General features: G+C 64.5%; 16 protein-coding genes. 12 read left to right on the top strand and 4 right to left on the bottom strand.

Annotated features, from left to right (window positions below):
- Positions 1 to 12 precede the first annotated feature (12 nt).
- Complete coding sequence (locus L6D80_RS02730) at positions 13 to 1,074, bottom strand: 3-deoxy-7-phosphoheptulonate synthase (RefSeq protein WP_054899522.1); 1,062 nt, start codon at positions 1,072 to 1,074, stop codon at positions 13 to 15.
- Between the two features lie 649 nt (positions 1,075 to 1,723).
- Between L6D80_RS02730 and benA the strand changes: the two genes are divergently transcribed.
- From benA to L6D80_RS02670, 12 genes are all read left to right on the top strand, one after another.
- Positions 1,724 to 3,082, top strand: coding sequence for a benzoate 1,2-dioxygenase large subunit (gene benA / locus L6D80_RS02725; RefSeq protein ID WP_176513988.1), 1,359 nt, complete (start codon positions 1,724 to 1,726; stop codon positions 3,080 to 3,082).
- Positions 3,079 to 3,564, top strand: a complete 486-nt coding sequence (benB, locus tag L6D80_RS02720; protein WP_176513986.1) for a benzoate 1,2-dioxygenase small subunit — start codon at positions 3,079 to 3,081, stop codon at positions 3,562 to 3,564. The genes benA and benB overlap by 4 nt, the downstream gene beginning before the upstream one ends.
- A 69-nt stretch (positions 3,565 to 3,633) precedes the next feature.
- The gene (benC, locus tag L6D80_RS02715; protein WP_054899520.1) at positions 3,634 to 4,647 is read left to right on the top strand and encodes a benzoate 1,2-dioxygenase electron transfer component BenC; all 1,014 of its coding nucleotides are present in this window, start codon (positions 3,634 to 3,636) and stop codon (positions 4,645 to 4,647) included.
- A gap of 46 nt (positions 4,648 to 4,693) precedes the next feature.
- On the top strand, positions 4,694 to 5,455 hold the full coding sequence (locus L6D80_RS02710; RefSeq protein ID WP_176513984.1) for a 1,6-dihydroxycyclohexa-2,4-diene-1-carboxylate dehydrogenase: 762 nt from the start codon (positions 4,694 to 4,696) through the stop codon (positions 5,453 to 5,455).
- Positions 5,456 to 5,509: 54 nt separating this feature from the next.
- The gene (locus L6D80_RS02705; protein ID WP_054899518.1) at positions 5,510 to 6,832 is read left to right on the top strand and encodes an MFS transporter; all 1,323 of its coding nucleotides are present in this window, start codon (positions 5,510 to 5,512) and stop codon (positions 6,830 to 6,832) included.
- A gap of 30 nt (positions 6,833 to 6,862) precedes the next feature.
- A complete protein-coding gene (locus L6D80_RS02700) occupies positions 6,863 to 7,984 on the top strand; it encodes a muconate cycloisomerase family protein (protein ID WP_176513982.1) in 1,122 nt (373 codons plus the stop codon).
- 15 nt (positions 7,985 to 7,999) lie between these two features.
- Positions 8,000 to 8,290, top strand: coding sequence for a muconolactone Delta-isomerase (gene catC, locus L6D80_RS02695; RefSeq protein WP_176513979.1), 291 nt, complete (start codon positions 8,000 to 8,002; stop codon positions 8,288 to 8,290).
- 39 nt (positions 8,291 to 8,329) lie between these two features.
- Positions 8,330 to 9,244, top strand: a complete 915-nt coding sequence (catA, locus tag L6D80_RS02690) for a catechol 1,2-dioxygenase (RefSeq protein WP_176513977.1) — start codon at positions 8,330 to 8,332, stop codon at positions 9,242 to 9,244.
- A gap of 117 nt (positions 9,245 to 9,361) precedes the next feature.
- Positions 9,362 to 10,561 carry a benzoate/H(+) symporter BenE family transporter gene (locus L6D80_RS02685; protein WP_176513975.1) on the top strand — a complete coding sequence of 400 codons (1,200 nt, stop codon included), beginning with the start codon at positions 9,362 to 9,364 and terminating at the stop codon, positions 10,559 to 10,561.
- A gap of 54 nt (positions 10,562 to 10,615) precedes the next feature.
- Positions 10,616 to 11,866, top strand: coding sequence for an OprD family porin (locus L6D80_RS02680; RefSeq protein ID WP_176513974.1), 1,251 nt, complete (start codon positions 10,616 to 10,618; stop codon positions 11,864 to 11,866).
- Between the two features lie 149 nt (positions 11,867 to 12,015).
- Positions 12,016 to 13,101, top strand: coding sequence for a metal-dependent hydrolase (locus L6D80_RS02675; RefSeq protein ID WP_176513973.1), 1,086 nt, complete (start codon positions 12,016 to 12,018; stop codon positions 13,099 to 13,101).
- A 3-nt stretch (positions 13,102 to 13,104) separates the two neighbouring features.
- Positions 13,105 to 13,779 carry a TraX family protein gene (locus L6D80_RS02670; RefSeq protein ID WP_176513972.1) on the top strand — a complete coding sequence of 225 codons (675 nt, stop codon included), beginning with the start codon at positions 13,105 to 13,107 and terminating at the stop codon, positions 13,777 to 13,779.
- Between the two features lie 16 nt (positions 13,780 to 13,795).
- Here the strand turns inward: L6D80_RS02670 and L6D80_RS02665 are convergent, their stop codons facing one another.
- From L6D80_RS02665 to L6D80_RS02655, 3 genes are all read right to left on the bottom strand, one after another.
- Positions 13,796 to 14,806 carry an aldo/keto reductase gene (locus L6D80_RS02665; protein ID WP_176513971.1) on the bottom strand — a complete coding sequence of 337 codons (1,011 nt, stop codon included), beginning with the start codon at positions 14,804 to 14,806 and terminating at the stop codon, positions 13,796 to 13,798.
- A 121-nt stretch (positions 14,807 to 14,927) separates the two neighbouring features.
- The gene (locus L6D80_RS02660; RefSeq protein ID WP_054902574.1) at positions 14,928 to 16,448 is read right to left on the bottom strand and encodes an FAD-dependent oxidoreductase; all 1,521 of its coding nucleotides are present in this window, start codon (positions 16,446 to 16,448) and stop codon (positions 14,928 to 14,930) included.
- Between the two features lie 132 nt (positions 16,449 to 16,580).
- On the bottom strand, positions 16,581 to 17,909 hold the full coding sequence (locus L6D80_RS02655) for an MFS transporter (RefSeq protein WP_176513969.1): 1,329 nt from the start codon (positions 17,907 to 17,909) through the stop codon (positions 16,581 to 16,583).
- Between the last annotated feature and the right edge of the window lie 133 nt (positions 17,910 to 18,042).

The raw sequence follows: 18,042 nt of genomic DNA, 5'->3' as shown, positions 1-18,042 counted from the left end.
GCCGTACGCGTCCTACATACGTGCCGCGGCCTCGCGCAGCAGGGTTTGCGTCGCCGTCCAGCCGAGGCAGCCATCGGTGATCGATACACCGTACTTCAGCGGGCCCTTGCCCAGGGCCTGGCAGCCATCGAACAGGTGGCCTTCGAGCATCACCCCGACGATCGACGTATCACCGCCCAGGCGTTGGGCCAGCACGTCTTCGAACACCGCTGGCTGACGGGCCGGGTCCTTGCCACTGTTGGCATGGCTGCAATCGACCATGATCCGCGCCTGCAGCCCGGCCTTGGCCAACCCCTGGCGGGCCAGGGCAATGCTGTTGGCATCGTAGTTCGGGCCTTTGTGCCCGCCGCGCAGGACCAGGTGAGTGTCCGGGTTGCCCAGGGTCTCGATGATCGCCGGGAAGCCCTGCGCGTCCATGCCGAAGTGGCGATGCGGGGCTGCAGCGCTGCGCATCGCGTCGCAGGCAATGGCAACACCGCCGTCGGTGCCGTTCTTGAAACCGACCGGCAACGCCAGGCCGCTGACCATCTCACGGTGAATCTGCGACTCGGTGGTGCGCGCGCCGATGGCGGCCCAGCCGAGCAAGTCGTCGAAGTAGCCCGCAGCCATTGGTTGCAGCAGCTCGGTGGCAATTGGCAAGCCACGCTCGATCATGTTCAGCATCAGCCCTCGGGACAGGGCGATGCCGGCATGCATGTCGTCGCTGCCGTCGAGGTGCGGGTCGTACGCCAAGCCTTTCCAGCCCACCGTGGTGCGTGGTTTTTCCACGTAGGCGCGCATCACCAGCAGCATCTTGTCGTCAACTTCGCGGCTCAGGGCGGCGAGGCGGTCGGCGTATTCCAGGGCAGAGCGCGGGTCGTGGATCGAGCACGGGCCGACGATGACCAGCAGGCGTGGGTCGCGGCCTTCGAGGATGGCGCGAATGGCCTGGCGGTGGGCCTGTACGTTCTGGGCATGTTCAACGCAAAGTGGCATCTGCTGCTTGAGCAGGTGCGGGCTGGGCAGGCGGCGGCTGACGGTGGTGTTGGCAGCGTGTGGCTGGGTCAGGGGCAGAGCGAGGTTCGAGGCTTGCATGGCGTAGGTTCCCTGGGCGGACGGCGGGTTCTGACCCGCTCGATCGGCCCCTATCGAGGTGTTCGACTGATCGTTGAATTCAAGTTGGCTGCAGCATTGCCACCGTGGACGGACCGATCGGAGGCGGCAGGCTGGCCCGAACGGGATTGGCTAAATCGCCAGGCGTAGGTGCTTGCGTAGTAATCAGTGGCGTAGTTCATGACTGTGTCCTCAATGTGAATCGGTAAAGTTCAAAGGCCTGAAAAGCAAAACCCCCGGTCGGGGAGCCGACCGGGGGTTTGAGTATTCTCATGTTCGGCGGCCCCTCGAAGGTGGGCGCCGTGTGGGTATCAGCGGCGCCTAGTGGCTAAACCAATACCCAAAATAAAAGCTGGCAGCAGCCTTGCAGCCGGCAACGGCCAGCACTGGGCGCAGGTGGCGACCGGTGTGGTTGGCGTGGTTGCAGGTATGTTTCGGCATGTTGCTCTCCAGTGAATGAGCCCGAGCTTACTTCAGGTCGGGCGAGGCATTCAATTGATAATTGCTATGGACGTGATCATTTGCCCTGCCTTGCAGAAAACGGATAGCGCTTTGCACGAAGCGGATATTGCCTCCCACGGGCAGCCCCTAACCTGAGCCGGTCTGAACAATAACAATGGAGACCCTGGCCATGTCCCTGGGATTCGACTACCTCAATGCCATGCTCGAGGACGACCGTGAAAAAGGCATCTACCGCTGCAAGCGCGAGATGTTCACCGACCCACGGCTGTTCGACCTGGAGATGAAGCACATCTTCGAGGGCAACTGGATCTACCTGGCGCACGAAAGCCAGATTCCCGAGAACAACGACTTCCTCACCCTGACCATGGGGCGCCAGCCGGTCTTCATCGCGCGCAACAAGGACGGGGTGCTCAATGCCTTCCTCAACGCCTGCAGCCACCGCGGCGCCATGCTGTGTCGGCACAAGCGCGGCAACCGTACCAGCTATACCTGCCCATTCCATGGCTGGACGTTCAACAACAGCGGCAAACTGCTCAAGGTCAAAGACCCCAGCAATGCCGGATACCCCGCCAGTTTCAACTGCGAGGGCTCCCACGACCTGACCAAGGTCGCCCGCTTCGAGTCGTACCGGGGCTTTTTGTTCGGCAGCCTCAACGCCGACGTCAAACCGCTGATCGAGCACCTGGGCGAGTCGGCCAAGATCATCGACATGATCGTCGACCAATCCCCCGAGGGGTTGGAAGTGCTGCGCGGTGCCAGCTCCTATATCTACGAAGGCAACTGGAAGCTGACCGCCGAGAACGGCGCCGACGGTTACCACGTAAGCGCTGTGCACTGGAACTACGCCGCCACCCAGAATCAGCGCAAGCAGCGCGAGGCGGGTGAAGAGATCAAAACCATGAGCGCCGGCGCCTGGGCCAAGCAGGGGGGCGGCTTCTATTCCTTCGACCACGGCCACCTGCTGCTCTGGACCCGTTGGGCCAACCCCCAGGACCGCCCGGCCTACGAGCGCCGCGAGCAACTGGCGGCCGATTTCGGCCAGGCCCGCGCCGACTGGATGATCGAGAACTCGCGCAACCTGTGCCTGTACCCCAACGTCTACCTGATGGACCAGTTCAGCTCGCAAATCCGCATTGCCCGGCCGATTTCGGTGAACAAGACCGAAATCACCATCTACTGCATCGCCCCCAAGGGCGAGAGCGCCGATGCCCGGGCCAAGCGTATCCGCCAGTACGAAGACTTCTTCAACGTCAGTGGCATGGCCACCCCCGACGACCTCGAGGAATTTCGCTCCTGCCAGACCGGCTACGGCGGCGGCAGTGGCTGGAACGACATGTCCCGGGGTGCGGCCCATTGGGTCGAAGGTGCCGACGAAGCGGCGCAGGAGATCGCGCTCAAGCCGCTGCTGTCGGGTGTGCGCACCGAGGATGAGGGCCTGTTCGTGCTCCAGCACAAGTACTGGCAGGACACCATGATCCGGGCGCTCAAGCAGGAGCAGCAATTGATCCCCGTGGAGGCGGTGCAATGAGCCTTCATGACACCGTGCGCGACTTCCTCTACCGCGAGGCGCGCTACCTGGACGATGCCCAGTGGGACCAGTGGCTGGAACTGTACGCCAGCGATGCAAGCTTCTGGATGCCCGCCTGGGATGACAACGATCGCCTTACCCAAGACCCGCAAAGCGAAATTTCACTGATCTGGTATGGCAACCGTGGCGGCCTCGAGGACCGGGTGTTCCGTATCAAGACCGAGCGCTCCAGTGCCACCGTGCCGGATACCCGCACCTCGCACAACATCAGCAACATTGAGATCGTCGAGCAGGACGAGGGCAGCTGCCAGGTGCGTTTCAACTGGCACACCCTGAGCTTTCGCTACAAGACCACCGACAGCTACTTCGGCAGCAGTTTCTACACCCTCGACCTGCGCGGCGAACAACCGCTGATCAAGGCCAAGAAGGTGGTGCTCAAGAACGACTACGTGCGCCAGGTCATCGACATCTACCACATCTGAATCGCAGCAACGCGAGCTGCCCGGGGTGCCCCTTGGCACCCACGGCCCGGCTCGCCCGCGAGGTGCAACATGAGCTTCCAGATCGCGCTTAATTTCGAAGACGGGGTCACCCGCTTCATCGAGGCCAGCGGCCATGAAACCGTGGCCGACGCTGCCTACCGCCAGGGCATCAACATACCGCTGGACTGCCGCGATGGCGCCTGCGGTACCTGCAAGTGCAAGGCCGAATCCGGGTGCTACGACCTGGGTGACAACTTCATCGAGGATGCCCTGAGCGGGGACGAGATCGCCCAGGGCTACGTGCTGACGTGCCAGATGCGCGCCGAAAGCGACTGCGTGGTGCGCATCCCGGCGTCTTCGCAACTGTGCAAGACCGAGCAGGCCAGCTTCGAGGCCGCCATCAGCGACGTGCGCCAACTCTCCGCCAGCACCATCGCCTTGTCGATCAAGGGCGAGGCGCTGAGCCGCTTGGCGTTCCTGCCGGGGCAGTACGTCAACCTCAAGGTGCCGGGCAGCGACCAGAGCCGCGCGTACTCCTTCAGCTCGTTGCCCAGGGATGGTGAAGTCAGCTTCCTGATCCGTAACGTGCCGGGCGGCCTGATGAGCCGCTTTCTCACGGGCCTGGCCAAGGCAGGTGACCCGATGAGCCTGGCTGGGCCGCTGGGCAGCTTCTATTTGCGGCCGATCCAACGCCCGCTGTTACTGCTGGCCGGCGGCACAGGCCTGGCGCCGTTCACGGCCATGCTGGAGAAGATTGCCGAACAGGGCAGCGCGCATCCGCTGCATTTGATCTACGGCGTTACCAACGATTTCGACCTGGTCGAGCTGGATCGCCTGCAGGCCCTGGCTGCGCGCATTGCCAACTTCACCTTCAGTGCCTGCGTGGCCAACCCCGACAGCCAGTACCCGCACAAGGGCTACGTGACCCAGCACATCGAGCCGCGCCACCTCAATGATGGGGATGTGGATGTGTACCTGTGCGGGCCGCCACCGATGGTCGAGGCAGTCAGCCAGTACCTGCGCGAGCAGGCCATCACCCCGGCCAACTTTTACTACGAGAAGTTCGCCGCAGCGGCAGCCTGAATTTCCTTGGCTCCCCCAGCGTTTGCGCCAGCATGGAGAAAGACTGATGAATTCAAGATTCCAAGGCAAAGTCGCCCTGGTCACCGGTGCCGCGCAAGGCATTGGTCGTGGCGTGTGCTGGCGGCTCAAGGCCGAAGGCGCGCAGGTGGTGGCGGTGGATCGCTCCGAGCTGGTCCACGAACTGGCCGGGGAGGGCATGCTGACCCTCACCGCCGACCTCGAACACCATGGCGACTGCGCACGGGTCATGGCCACGGCGGTAGAAACCTTCGGCCGCCTCGACATCCTGATCAACAACGTTGGCGGTACCCTCTGGGCCAAGCCTTTCGAGCACTACGAAGTCGCCCAGATCGAGGCCGAAGTGCGCCGCTCGCTGTTCCCCACCTTGTGGTGCTGCCACGCGGCGTTGCCGCACATGCTCGAACGTGGCAGCGGCGCCATCGTCAACGTCTCGTCGATTGCCACGCGCGGCGTCAACCGCGTGCCCTACGGCGCCGCCAAAGGGGGGGTTAACGCGCTTACCGCTTGCCTGGCCTTCGAGACCGCCGGCCGTGGTATCCGGGTCAACGCCACGGCTCCCGGCGGTACCGAAGCGCCGCCCCGGCGCGTGCCTCGCAACGACGCCGAACAAAGCGAGCAGGACAAGCGCTGGTACCAGCAGATCGTCGACCAGACCATCGCCAGTAGCCTGATGCACCGCTACGGCAGCATCGACGAGCAGGTCGGCGCCATCTTGTTCCTGGCCTCTGACGACGCCTCGTACATCACCGGTGTAACCCTGCCGGTAGGGGGCGGCGACCTCGGCTGACCGCCACCCCCGGCACGCTTTTCCTCCACAAAAACAACAAGAGAGACAGATGCCATGCGCACAATCGACGTGCACCCGATCATCGACAATGCCCGCTTCTCAGCCTTTCACTGGATGATCATGGCCTGGTGTGGGCTGCTGCTGATCTTCGACGGCTATGACCTGTTCATCTACGGCGTGGTATTGCCGGTGATCATGAAGGAGTGGGGCCTGAGCCCTTTGCAGGCCGGCGCGCTGGGCAGCTACGCGTTGTTCGGCATGATGTTCGGAGCCCTGGCCTTCGGCAGCCTGGCCGACCGCATCGGGCGCAAGAAAGGCATCGCCATCTGTTTCGCCTTGTTTTCGGGGGCCACCATTCTCAACGGCTTCGCCAGCAGCCCCAGCGAGTTTGGTATCTACCGTTTCATCGCCGGCCTGGGTTGCGGCGGCCTGATGCCCAACGCGGTGGCGCTGATGAACGAATACGCGCCCAAGCGCCTGCGCAGTACGCTGGTGGCGCTTATGTTCAGTGGCTATTCGCTGGGCGGCATGCTCTCGGCCGGGGTGGGTATTGTCATGCTGCCGCGTTTCGGTTGGGAATCGATGTTCTTCGCCGCCGCCATACCACTGCTGCTGTTGCCGGTGATTCTTTACTACCTGCCTGAGTCGATTGGCTTTCTGGTTCGCCAAGGGCGTACTGAGCAGGCGCGCACGCTGCTCAAGCGCCTGGCCCCAGGTTGCGATGTAATGCCCGGCGACCAGTTGCAAGCGGCCGAGCGCAAAGGTGAAGGCGGCTCGGTGCTGGATTTGTTCCGTAACGGCCTGGCTACCCGCACCTTGGCCCTGTGGCTGGCGTTTTTCTGCTGCCTGCTGATGGTCTATGCGCTCAGCGCGTGGTTGCCAAAGCTGATGGCCAACGCCGGCTACAGCCTGGGTTCGAGCCTGTCGTTCCTGCTGGCCCTGAACTTTGGCGGCATGGCCGGGGCGATTCTTGGGGGCTGGCTGGGCGACCGTTACAACCTGGTCAAGGTCAAGGTGGCGTTTTTCCTGGCGGCAGCGTTGTCGATCAGCCTGCTGGGTGTAAACAGCCCGATGCCGGTGTTGTACTTGCTGATCTTCATTGCCGGCGCCACCACCATCGGTACGCAAATCCTGCTGTATGCCGGTGCCGCCCAGCTGTACGGCCTGTCGGTGCGCTCCACCGGCCTGGGCTGGGCCTCGGGCATCGGTCGCAACGGCGCCATCGTCGGCCCGTTGCTCGGCGGTGCACTGATGGGCATCAACCTGCCGCTGCAACTCAACTTCATCGCCTTCGCCATCCCCGGCGCGATTGCCGCGCTGGCCATGGCCGTGCACCTGGCCAGCGGCCGGCGGCACGCCCAGGTGGCGGCAGCCTGACCCTTCGTTGTCTGAACTGGAGCATTTTGCATGAAAAGCCCGACCATCGAACGGCTGGACGCAATCATCGTCGACCTGCCCACCATCCGCCCGCACAAGCTGGCCATGCACACCCTGCAGCAACAGACCCTGGTGGTGCTGCGCCTGCGCTGCAGCGATGGCGTGGAAGGCATCGGCGAGGCCACCACCATCGGTGGCCTCGCCTACGGCTACGAAAGCCCCGAGGGCATCAAGGCCAACATCGACGCGCACCTGGCGCCGGCCTTGATCGGCCTGCCGGCCGACAACATCAACGCCGCCATGCTCCAGCTGGACACGTTGGCCAAGGGCAACACCTTCGCCAAGTCCGGCATCGAGAGCGCCTTGCTCGATGCCCAGGGCAAGCGCCTGGGCCTGCCGGTCAGCGAGCTGCTGGGCGGGCGCGTGCGTGACACCCTGGAAGTGGCCTGGACCCTGGCCAGCGGCGACACTGCCCGCGATATCGCCGAGGCCGAGCACATGCTGGAGGTGCGCCGCCACCGCGTGTTCAAACTCAAGATTGGTGCCAACCCGCTGCAACAGGACCTGGACCATGTGGTAGCGATCAAACGCGCACTGGGCCAGCGTGCCAGCGTGCGGGTCGACGTCAACCAGTACTGGGACGAGTCCCAGGCCATCCGCGCCTGCCAAGTGCTGGGCGACCACGGCATCGACTTGATCGAGCAGCCGATTGCGCGCCACAACCGCAGCGGCCAGGTGCGCCTGAACCAGCGCAGCCCGGCGCCGATCATGGCCGACGAGTCGATCGAAAGCGTCGAGGACGCGTTCAGCCTGGCCGCGGACGGTGCCGCCAGCATCTTTGCCCTGAAAATCGCCAAGAACGGCGGCCCCCGCGCCGTGCTACGCACCGCGCAGATCGCTGAGGCTGCGGGCATCGCGCTGTACGGCGGGACCATGCTCGAAGGCTCGATCGGCACCCTGGCCTCGGCCCATGCCTTTGTCACCCTGCGCCAGCTGACCTGGGGCACCGAGCTGTTCGGGCCACTGCTGCTGACCGAAGAAATCGTCAACGAGCCGCCGGTGTACCGCGACTTCCAGCTGCACGTGCCGCGCACCCCGGGCCTTGGCTTGACCCTCGACGAACACCGCCTGGCGCGCTTTGCCCGCCGCTGACCCTAGGAGAACACCATGCTGTTCCACGTGAAGATGACCGTGAAACTGCCGGCCGACATGGACCCGGCCAAGGCCACGCAACTGAAGGCTGACGAAAAGGAACTGGCCCAGCGCCTGCAACGCGAGGGCACCTGGCGCCACCTGTGGCGCATCGCTGGGCACTACGCCAATTACAGCGTGTTCGACGTGCCCAGCGTCGAGGCGCTGCACGACACGCTGCTGCAGCTGCCGCTGTTCCCCTACATGGACATCGAGGTGGACGGCCTGTGCCGCCACCCATCGTCGATCCACACCGACGACCGTTGAGCCAGGCCATTTGCACAAGAACAAGATGAGGTAACCGACATGACCGTGAAGATTTCCCACACCCCCGACATTCAGGCGTTCTTCAAGCAAGCCGCAGGCCTGGGCAACGACGATGGCAACCCGCGCCTGAAACGCATCGTCCAACGTGTGCTGCAGGACACCGCACGCCTGATCGAAGACCTGGACATCAGCGAGGACGAGTTCTGGCACGCCGTGGATTACCTCAACCGCCTGGGCAGTCGCGGTGAGGCCGGGCTGCTGGTGGCGGGGTTGGGCATCGAGCACTTTCTCGACCTGTTGCAGGATGCCAAGGATGAGCAGGCCGGGCTACGCGGTGGCACCCCGCGCACCATCGAAGGCCCGCTGTACGTCGCCGGCGCGCCCATTGCCCAGGGTGAGGTGCGCATGGACGATGGCAGCGAGGAGGGCGTGGCCACGGTGATGTTCCTCCAAGGCCAGGTCCTGGACCCGCAAGGCCGTCCCCTGGCCGGCGCCACGGTCGACCTGTGGCACGCCAACACCCGTGGTACCTATTCGTTCTTCGATCCGAGCCAGTCCGACTACAACCTGCGCCGGCGCATCATCACCGATGCCCAAGGCCGCTACCGCGCCCGCTCCATCGTGCCATCGGGCTACGGCTGCGACCCGCAGGGCCCGACCCAGGAGTGCCTGGACCTGCTCGGTCGCCACGGCCAGCGTCCGGCCCACGTGCACTTCTTCATCTCGGCGCCTGGGCATCGCCACCTGACCACGCAGATCAACCTGTCGGGCGACAAGTACCTGTGGGACGACTTTGCCTATGCGACCCGTGACGGGTTGGTGGGGGAGGTGGTGTTCCATGAAGACGCTGCGGGGCGCCATGCCTTGCTGAAGTTCGACTTCCAGTTGCAGAAGGCCCAGGGCGGTGCGGACGAACAGCGCAGCGGGCGACCTCGGGCGTTGCAGGAAGGCTGAGGCCCAATCGCCGGGAAGCCGGCTCTCACAGGCCCGGTTCAGCGGGTGTCGTGTGGAAGCCGGTTTGCCAGCGATCAAGGGCAATGTCCTTGCCATCCCACTGTCGAGAGAGCCCCCATGCAAACCTTGGTCAAGGACAGCTCTGTGTCCGCCATCGTCGCCGGTTGCATCGCGACGTTGATCTCCTATGCCGGCCCGCTGGTCATCATCTTCCATGCGGCTGAAGCCGCGGGCCTGTCCCATGGCCTGTTGTCTTCTTGGGTATGGGCCATATCCATGGGCAGTGCGGTGCTGGGTGCACTGCTCAGCCTGCACTATCGCGTGCCGGTGGTGATCGCCTGGTCGATACCAGGTTCCGCGCTGCTGGTGACCGCCTTGCCCCAGCTGGGTGTGGCGCAGGCGGTGGGTGCGTACCTGCTGGCCAACCTGGTCCTGTTGCTGATCGGCATAAGCGGGGCGTTCGACCGCATCATCGCGCGACTGCCGGGCTCGATCGCTGCCGGCATGCAGGCCGGTATCCTGTTCAGTTTCGGCATCGAGGTGTTCCGTGCCCTGCCAGTGCAGCCTGTGCTGGTGCTGGCGATGTTCACCACCTATGTGCTCATGCGCCGGCTGCACCCCCGCTACGCGGTGGCAGCAGTGCTGAGTGTCGGCGCAGCGGTGACCGTGGCCAGCGGAGCCTTTCGCAGCGAGGCGCTGGTGATGGCGCTGGCTTCGCCGCAGTGGATCACCCCGCAGTTCAGCCTGGCAGCCTTGTTCAGCCTGGCCTTGCCCCTGGTGCTGGTGGCGCTGACCGGGCAGTTCATGCCGGGCATGGCTGTGTTGCGCAACGCAGGTTACGCCACGCCAGCCAGCCCGTTGATCAGCGCCAGCGCCCTGGGCGGCGCGTTGTTGGCGCCGTTCGGTTGCCATGGGCTGAACCTCGCGGCGGTCACCGCCAGCCTGTGCACAGGCCAAGAAGCCCATGAAAACCCACGCCGGCGCTACGTCGCAGCCGTGGCGGGCAGCGCGCTGTACCTGCTGCTGGGCATCGCCGGGGCGACGCTGATGTCGCTGTTCGCCGCCTTTCCCGCCGCGCTGATCGCCGCCCTGGCCGGGCTCGCGTTGTACGGCGCGATCAGCGAAGCCCTGGTGCGCAGCCTGGCAGAGCCACAAGAGCGTGATGCCGGCGTGTTCACCTTCCTGGTCACGGCTTCTGGCGTGTCTTTCCTTGGTCTTTCGGCCGCGTTCTGGGGGCTGCTGTTCGGCTTGCTGGCCCATGCACTGCTGCGCCTGCGGCGCCCACCCGTGCCACAGGCCTTGCGTCGTAACCCCTGATCACTCGTATTCCCAACGCTTTACCCATAACAACAAGATCAAGAGAGCTTCGGAATGAACCAAACCCCTTGCGTCGCCATCGGGCTGACGCTGCTCAGCCAGCCGTTACTCGCTGCCGAAGGCGGCTTCTTCGAGGATGCCAAGGCCAGCCTCAGCGCCCGCAACTACTACTTCAGCCGCGACTACGCCGACATCGTGGGTGCCAACTCGCAATCCAGGGCCGAGGAGTGGGCCCAGGGTTTCATCCTCGACTTCAAGTCCGGTTACACACCGGGCACCGTCGGCGTTGGCGTGGACGCCCTGGGCTTGTTGGGTATCAGGCTCGACAGCAGCCCCGATCGGGTCAACACCGGCCTGCTGCCGGTGCATGCCGATGGTCGCGCCGCTGCCGAGTACAGCCGCCTGGCGCCAACCTTCAAAGCCCGGCTGTCGAAGACCGAGCTGCGGTTGGGCGAGTTGCAGCCTAACCTGCCGGTGCTGACCTTCAGCGATATTCGCCTGCTGCCGCCGACCTACCAGGGCGTTAGCCTGACCTCGTCTGAACGTGAGGGCCTGACCGTTCAGGCGGGCCACCTGAGGTCCACGCACCTGCGCAACGAGGGCGGTGATGGCAGGATGAACGCCATGCTGGGCCACGTGCCGCAGCGCCAGGCCGAGAGTGACGGTTTCAATTATGTGGGTGGCGACTACGCGTTCAATGCCAACCAGAGCAGCGTCAGCCTGTGGTACGGGCAACTCGAGGACATCTACCAGCAGGGCTTTGTCGGTTTGAAACACAGCCAGCCGCTGGGCGAGTGGGTGCTTGGCGCAAACCTGGGTTTTTTCACCGCCCGGGAGGATGGCGATGCGTTGCTGGGCAACATCGACAACCAGGCGTTCTTTTCGCTGTTGACGGCCAGGCACGGTGGCCACAGTTTCCACGTCGGCTACCAGGGTATCTATGGTGACAGCCCGTTTCCGCGGGTATTCGCCAATATCTCACCCTTGGGCAACGAGGTGCCGACCTACGAGTTCGCCTACACCGACGAGCGCTCCTATCAACTGCGTTATGACTACAACTTTGCCGCCATGGGAATTCCGGGGCTGACGGCAACCGTGCGCTACATCACCGGTAACAACGTCGACACTGGCCTGGGGTTTGAAGGCAAGGACCGGGAGCGCGATATCGACCTGGGCTATGCGGTGCAGAGCGGGGTGTTCAAGGGATTGGGGATTCGGGTGAGAAATGCCATGGCGCGTTCCAACTACCGCAGCGATATCGATGAGAACCGGTTGATCCTGGTGTACACCTGGCAGCTTCTCTGAGCTGCCACCGGTCCTGTCGCGGGCAGGCCGGCTCCCACAGAAAGCCACGCACCTGTGGGCGCTGGCTACGGGTTGTCACACACCTGCATTTGCACCCTTGAGCTGCAGGGGGGTAGGTTTCCTGTATTGCCCCTTCAGGAAACCCTCCTTTGGACTCAATCACCCAAGCCGTGCTAGGCGCCGCCCTTCAAGGCACGGTGCTCGGCCGTATCCAGGGCCGTCGCGCGCTGGCTTATGGCGCGGCGCTTGCCACCGTACCAGACCTCGATGTGGTCATCCGCTACGCCGACCCGGTGTCGCAGATGACCTACCACCGGGGTTTTTCCCACTCCATTTTCGTGTTGACCGGGCTTGCCCTGCTGCTGGCCTGGCGGGTCCACTCGCTAGCGTGCAGGCGATGGCCCGGCAAAGGCTACACGTGGCCCAGGCTGTTCCTGGCGTTTTGGCTGGTGCTGGTGACCCACCCGATCCTGGACGCGTTCACGGTATACGGCACTCAGCTGTTCTGGCCCTTGCAGGCCACGCCGCTCAGTTGGGCGGCGGTGTTCATCATCGACCCGCTCTACACCGTACCGCTACTGGCCGCTGTGCTCTACACCGCCATCAAGGGCATGAACGGCAACGCGCTGCGGTACATGAGCCTGGCGCTACTGTTGAGCACCGCCTACCTGGGTTTCGGGCTGGCCGGGCGCATGGCGGCCGAACAGCGTTTCCAGGCGGCCCTCGACCAGCAAGGCGTTACTGTGAGCCAGGTACGTGCCGTGCCCATGGCCTTCAACAGCCTGGTGTGGCGGGTATTGGCCAAGACCCCCGAGGGTGATTACTACGAAGGCATCAGCAGCGCATTCGACCGGGACCCGCCGGAAATGCAGCGCCTGCCGCTGAACCTTGACACCGCCAGGCAGCTCAGCTCAGCGCCCTTGCTGCAGCGCCTGCGCTGGTTCACCGATGACTGGCTGCGCTATGACCAGATCGGCGACGTATTAGTGGTTACTGACTTGCGCATGGGTATCCCCGGCAACTACACCTTCCGCTTCAACATGGCCCACCGCGACAGCCAGGGCCGCTGGGTGGCGGACACGCCGAGCCACTGGCAGAGGGCGGGGGGCGGCTCGATGTTCGATAGCCACGATCTGGCGTTGATCTGGCGACGCATCCTCGCCCAGCAACCGCCGCTCCCGCTGGCAGCCTGGACCGCCAAGTACCTGGGCCAAACCGCCGAGCCCGGGCGCTGACGCATGCGCTCGTCAGGCCTGGACCTGGTCAAGTGGACGGCGATACTGACCATGGTCGCCGACCACTTGCGCTACCTGTGGCCAGCCGCCGATGGCCTGTTCATTGTCGGCCGGTTGGCATTTCCGCTGTTCTGCTTGGCCATTGCCGCCAACGTAGCCCGTGCGCAAAGCATTCAGGCGCGCTATCTGGGGTGGATGCTCGCCTTCGCGGTGCTGTCCGAAGGGCCTTATCGCTGGCTGGACCCAGGCACCCAGACATTCAGCGTGATACCGACCCTCGCCTTGGGCTTGCTGGTGGCATGGGGCGTGCGAAATGCCCAGGTGTGGGCTCGCCTGGCCGGGCTTGTCGCCGCGTTGGTGGGGGCGTTGTACAGCCAGCATCTGATGTACGGCCTGCCAGGTGTGTTGCTGCCGGCGGGCTGGCTGATGGCCCGCCAGCTCGGCGGGCTCACCTGGTTGTTACCGTGCCTGCTGGCGATGGCGGGGAACCTGACCAACAGCTGGTTGCGCGGGCACTTGTTGGCGCCCGTCACGTTGCTGACCATGGCCGCTGCGTTGCTGGCCATTCCCGTGGGTTGCCTGATACTGCGCATCGAGCGCTGGCGGGTGCCTGCGGTGCGGCGCTGGGGCTACCTGTTCTATCCGGTGCATCTGCTGGTGATCAAAGTCCTGATGTAAGCCGGCCCGGTTGCATTCAACCCCGCGCCACCCGCCCGCTGATGAAATGCGCCACATCATTGAAGCCAGGCGTCGACGCATGCCCCGGTGTCACCAGCGAATCGATGAAGGCTTCGTCTTCTGCCGTGATCTTCACCGCCAGTGCACCACCGTAGGTGTCCCACTGCGCTTCGGTACGCGGCCCGACGATTGCCGAGCTGACCGAACGGTTGTTCAGCACCCAGGCAATCGCGAACTCAACCATGCCCACGCCCTTGGCCTGGACATACGCCTGAATCTGCCGGGCAATGGCCAGCGACTCCTGGCGCCACTCCACCTCCATGATGCGCTTGTCCTGACGCGCGGCGCGGCTGCCGGCCTGGGGCTCGGCACCCGGCGCGTACTTGCCGCTGAGCACGCCTCGAGCCAGGGGGCTGAACGGTACTACGCCCAGGCCATGGTAGGCGGCAGCGCTCAGTTGCTCGGGCTCGGCCTGGCGGTTGACGATGTTGTACAGCGGCTGGCTGACCACCGGCTTGGCCACCCCCAGGCGCTCGGCGAGGTTGCAGATTTCGGCGATGCGCCAGCCGCGATAGTTGGACACGCCCCAGTAGCGGATCTTGCCTTGCTGCAACAGGTCGCCGATGGCCCGCACGGTTTCCTCCAGCGGCACCTTGTGGTCCTCGCGGTGCAGGTAGTAGATGTCCAGGTAGTCCAGGCCCATGCGCGTGAGCGTTGCGTCGATACCGTTGAAGATGTGCTTGCGCGACAGCCCGCTGCGGTTGGGCAAGCCATCGGTCGGCCCCATGCCGACTTTCGAGGCGACGATCCAGTCCTGGCGATGGCGTGCCACTGCCTCGCCGACGATTTCTTCGGAGCGGCCAGCGTTGTACACGTCCGCTGTGTCGATGAAGTTGATGCCCTGGTCCCAGGCCTTGTCGATGATCCGTAGCGAGTCCTCGGTGCTGGTCTGCTCGCCGAACATCATGCTGCCCAAGGTGAGCGCGGAGACTTGCAGGCCACTGTGGCCGAGGGGACGGTAGATCATGGCAAGGGAATCCTTGAGGGAGTGTGATCGGGTTGTTTTACACAGAACTGGCCGCCATTGAAAGGCCCGGGCCCGCTCTGGCACCGGCCTGTCGCCAGGGAGCCGGCGACAGGGCAGCGCTTCAACCGATCAGCTCAAGGGCCTGGGCCAGGCTCAGCGGCCGTTTCAGCCGCTGAGACAACTGCGCCATGGCGTCCGAATACCCCATGGCGATGACCGCTTCGACCTGATCCGCCACACACTGCAAGGCAATGAAATCGCCGTTCTCCGGAGCCCCGACAAACTCGATCCGGTTCCAGTCACGTGCATGCCCCAGCACCTCGTAGGTGCGCCCATGCTGATAGGTCCAGAAAAACGGTACGTCTGCGTAACGGCGCTGCTCGCCCAGCATGTTGCAGGCGGCGATCACGCCATGCTGCTGGGCCAGGCGCCAGTGCTCGATGCGCACCGGGCGGCCGGCGAGGGGGAAGGTGGCGATGTCACCCGCGGCCCACAGGCCTTCCCCGGCCTGCAACGCTGCGTTCACCGTCAACGAGCGGTCGTCGGCCAACGGCAGCCCTTGAATGAAGCCCGTCGCCGGCTTCACCCCGGTGCCCAGCAGTACCAATGGCGTTTCCAGCTGCTCACCATTGGCCAGTAGCACGGCTTCGAGCTTTCCTTCCCCAAGGAAACGTTCGACTTCGGTAGGGCTATGGAACACCACGCCCTTGCCCTCATGCAATTGGCGAATGCAGCGCCCGACGCGCTCACCCAGTTGCCTGGCCAAAGGCACCGGGTGGCGGCTGACCACATGCACCTGCGCGCCATAGCTGCGCAACGCGGCGGCGGCTTCCAGGCCTATGAAACCGTCGCCCACGATCACCACCGGTTGGCCAGGCTCGGCGGCATCGAGCAGGCGAGCGGCATCTTCACGCGAGCGCAGTGTCATCACCCCTGGCAGGTCGACCCCCGGCAGATCGGGTCGTTGCGGCTTGCCGCCGGTGGCCAGCAGCGCTGCGTCATAATCGATGCGGTGGCCATCAGCGAGGGTAATCTGGCGCTTTTTCACATCCAGCGCCTTGACCTTGCCTACGCGCCGGTCAAGCTGACCCTGGCGCAGTTGGCCAGCGTCCAGCAGCGCCGGCACTTCGTCAGGGGGCATCTGCCCGGCAATGACGAATTTGCTCAGCGAAGTACGGTCATAGGCCGGCTGGCGTTCCTGGTCGAGCCAGATCAGCTTGCCAGCAAAGCCATGCGCCAACAGGGTGGCCACGGCTGCCGCGCCTGCAGCGCCGGCACCGACGACCACAAAGCAGCGAGCATCGCTATGGCGGGGTGGTTCCACCCGTGGCAGCGGCAGGTCATCGACCCACACTTCGCCATCCTTGACCCATGCCCGATAGCGACGCAGGTCGGCCAGCGCGGGCGGCTCACAGACCGCCCCCTCATCGACGGCAAAGGCAGCCTTGTGCCAAGGGCAGACCAGCAAGCCCCCACAGATCAGGCCTTCGTCCAGTGGGGCCCCGGCATGGGGGCAGTTGCCCTGGTAGGCGTGCACCTGGTCACCTTGGCGGATCAGGATCAGTTCTTCACTGCCAGCCTGGACGCGCAGGGGACGTTTGGGGTCGAGTTGTTCCAGACGAGCCACGGCGTACTGGGTCATGGGGCTTCTCCAAAGGGGCCTTTGGAGCATTTGACGCTGGAGGGGCAGGGGAGCTGCGTTGACCTGACGATCGGAGGGAAGGGTTGGCGCAGTGCGGGCCACCTGCCTGGACAGGTGACCCGCGAACGCGTGTCAATGGGACTTGGCGACGCTCAACGCGCCGGCACGCGAAACCCGCAATGCCACCAGGCTGCCGAGTACGATCAAGGCCGCCAGGGAATACAGCGCCGCATCGGTCGAACCGGTCTGGTCCTTGATGAAGCCGACCAGGTAAGGGCTGAGGAAGCCTGCCATCTGCCCCACCGAGTTGATGATCGCCAGGCCCGCGACGGCGGCACTGGCGCTGAGCAGCGCGGTGGGCATGGGCCAGAACATCGGCAGGCCGGTAAGGGCGCCCATGGTGGCGATCGACAGGCCGAGGATGGCGATGGGCGGATTACCCGCAAAGTTGACCGCAATCAGCAGGCCGACGGCGCCCATCAGCATCGGCACCACGAGGTGCCAGCGGCGCTCGTTGCGCAGGTCTGCCGAACGCCCGCACAGGATCATGAACACCCCGGCCAACAGGTACGGGATGGCGCTCAGCCAGCCGATCAGCAACGGGTTGTCGAACCCCATGTTCTTGATGATCGACGGCAGCCAGAAGTTGATCGCGTAAACGCCGCTCTGGATGCAGAAGTAGACGAAACCGAAGGTCCAGATCAGCGGGTTGGTCAGCACGGCGAACACGCTATCGCCGCTGGTGGCCGGTTTGCTGGCGGCATCGGCTTTCAGGTCGGCCTCGATCAGCTGGCGTTCAGCGGGGCTTAGCCAGGGGGCTTTCTGGTAGCCATCGCTGAGCAGGCCAATGGCTAGGATGCCCAGCACAACGGTAGGCACGCCCTGGATCAGGAACATCCACTGCCAGCCGGCCAGGCCATGCTGGCCAGCGGCGAAATGCTCCAGGATCCAGCCGGAGAATGGCCCGCCCAGCAGGCCCGACACCGGGATCGCCGACATGAACAGGGCCATGATGCGGCCACGGCGGTCCGCCGGGAACCAGCGCGAGAGGTACAGCACCACGCCGGGGAAGAAACCGGCTTCAGCGGCACCGGTCAGCAGACGCAGGGTATAGAACTCGGTAGGGGTGGTGACGAACAGCAGGCAGGTCGAAAGGGTGCCCCAGGCGATCATCATCGCTGCGATCCAGCGCCGCGGGCCGAAGCGGTTGAGCGCCAGGTTGCTCGGCAGGCCGCAGAGCACGTAGCCGATGAAGAAAATCCCGGCGCCGAGGCCGTAGACGGTTTCGCTGAACTTGAGCGCATCGAGCATCTGCAGCTTGGCGAAGCCAACGTTGACACGGTCCAGGTAGTTGAACAGGTAGCAGATGAAAATGAACGGAATCAGCCGCAAGGTAATGCGCCGGTAGAGCGCGTTGCGGGTGATGTCTGTGCCTTGGTCAGGGGCAGGGCTGTGTGCCATGATCGGGATCTCTGTTGTTATGGTTGTCGCCGCGTCGCCTGTGCCGGCGCTCGCCCTGATGAGTCTCGGGGAGTGCGACGCGCCTGTCTTTGTGCTTTTGCACAGCCATCGCCCTGCGCAGCTGTGCTGGCGA

It is taken from the genome of Pseudomonas ceruminis, assembly GCF_021602025.1.
Classification (GTDB): Bacteria; Pseudomonadota; Gammaproteobacteria; order Pseudomonadales; family Pseudomonadaceae; genus Aquipseudomonas; species Aquipseudomonas ceruminis.
Note: the sequence above shows the minus strand (reverse complement) of the source record. Positions and strands in the feature narration are given on the sequence as shown.

Excerpts from the sequence above, each read along its gene's own strand:
- L6D80_RS02730 (WP_054899522.1), bottom strand. The coding sequence starts at position 1,074 with ATGCAAGCCTCGAACCTCGCTCTGCCCCTGACCCAGCCACACGCTGCC.
- benA (WP_176513988.1), top strand. The coding sequence starts at position 1,724 with ATGTCCCTGGGATTCGACTACCTCAATGCCATGCTCGAGGACGACCGT.
- benB (WP_176513986.1), top strand. The coding sequence starts at position 3,079 with ATGAGCCTTCATGACACCGTGCGCGACTTCCTCTACCGCGAGGCGCGC.
- benC (WP_054899520.1), top strand. The coding sequence starts at position 3,634 with ATGAGCTTCCAGATCGCGCTTAATTTCGAAGACGGGGTCACCCGCTTC.
- L6D80_RS02710 (WP_176513984.1), top strand. The coding sequence starts at position 4,694 with ATGAATTCAAGATTCCAAGGCAAAGTCGCCCTGGTCACCGGTGCCGCG.
- L6D80_RS02705 (WP_054899518.1), top strand. The coding sequence starts at position 5,510 with ATGCGCACAATCGACGTGCACCCGATCATCGACAATGCCCGCTTCTCA.
- L6D80_RS02700 (WP_176513982.1), top strand. The coding sequence starts at position 6,863 with ATGAAAAGCCCGACCATCGAACGGCTGGACGCAATCATCGTCGACCTG.
- catC (WP_176513979.1), top strand. The coding sequence starts at position 8,000 with ATGCTGTTCCACGTGAAGATGACCGTGAAACTGCCGGCCGACATGGAC.
- catA (WP_176513977.1), top strand. The coding sequence starts at position 8,330 with ATGACCGTGAAGATTTCCCACACCCCCGACATTCAGGCGTTCTTCAAG.
- L6D80_RS02685 (WP_176513975.1), top strand. The coding sequence starts at position 9,362 with ATGCAAACCTTGGTCAAGGACAGCTCTGTGTCCGCCATCGTCGCCGGT.
- L6D80_RS02680 (WP_176513974.1), top strand. The coding sequence starts at position 10,616 with ATGAACCAAACCCCTTGCGTCGCCATCGGGCTGACGCTGCTCAGCCAG.
- L6D80_RS02670 (WP_176513972.1), top strand. The coding sequence starts at position 13,105 with ATGCGCTCGTCAGGCCTGGACCTGGTCAAGTGGACGGCGATACTGACC.
- L6D80_RS02665 (WP_176513971.1), bottom strand. The coding sequence starts at position 14,806 with ATGATCTACCGTCCCCTCGGCCACAGTGGCCTGCAAGTCTCCGCGCTC.
- L6D80_RS02660 (WP_054902574.1), bottom strand. The coding sequence starts at position 16,448 with ATGACCCAGTACGCCGTGGCTCGTCTGGAACAACTCGACCCCAAACGT.
- L6D80_RS02655 (WP_176513969.1), bottom strand. The coding sequence starts at position 17,909 with ATGGCACACAGCCCTGCCCCTGACCAAGGCACAGACATCACCCGCAAC.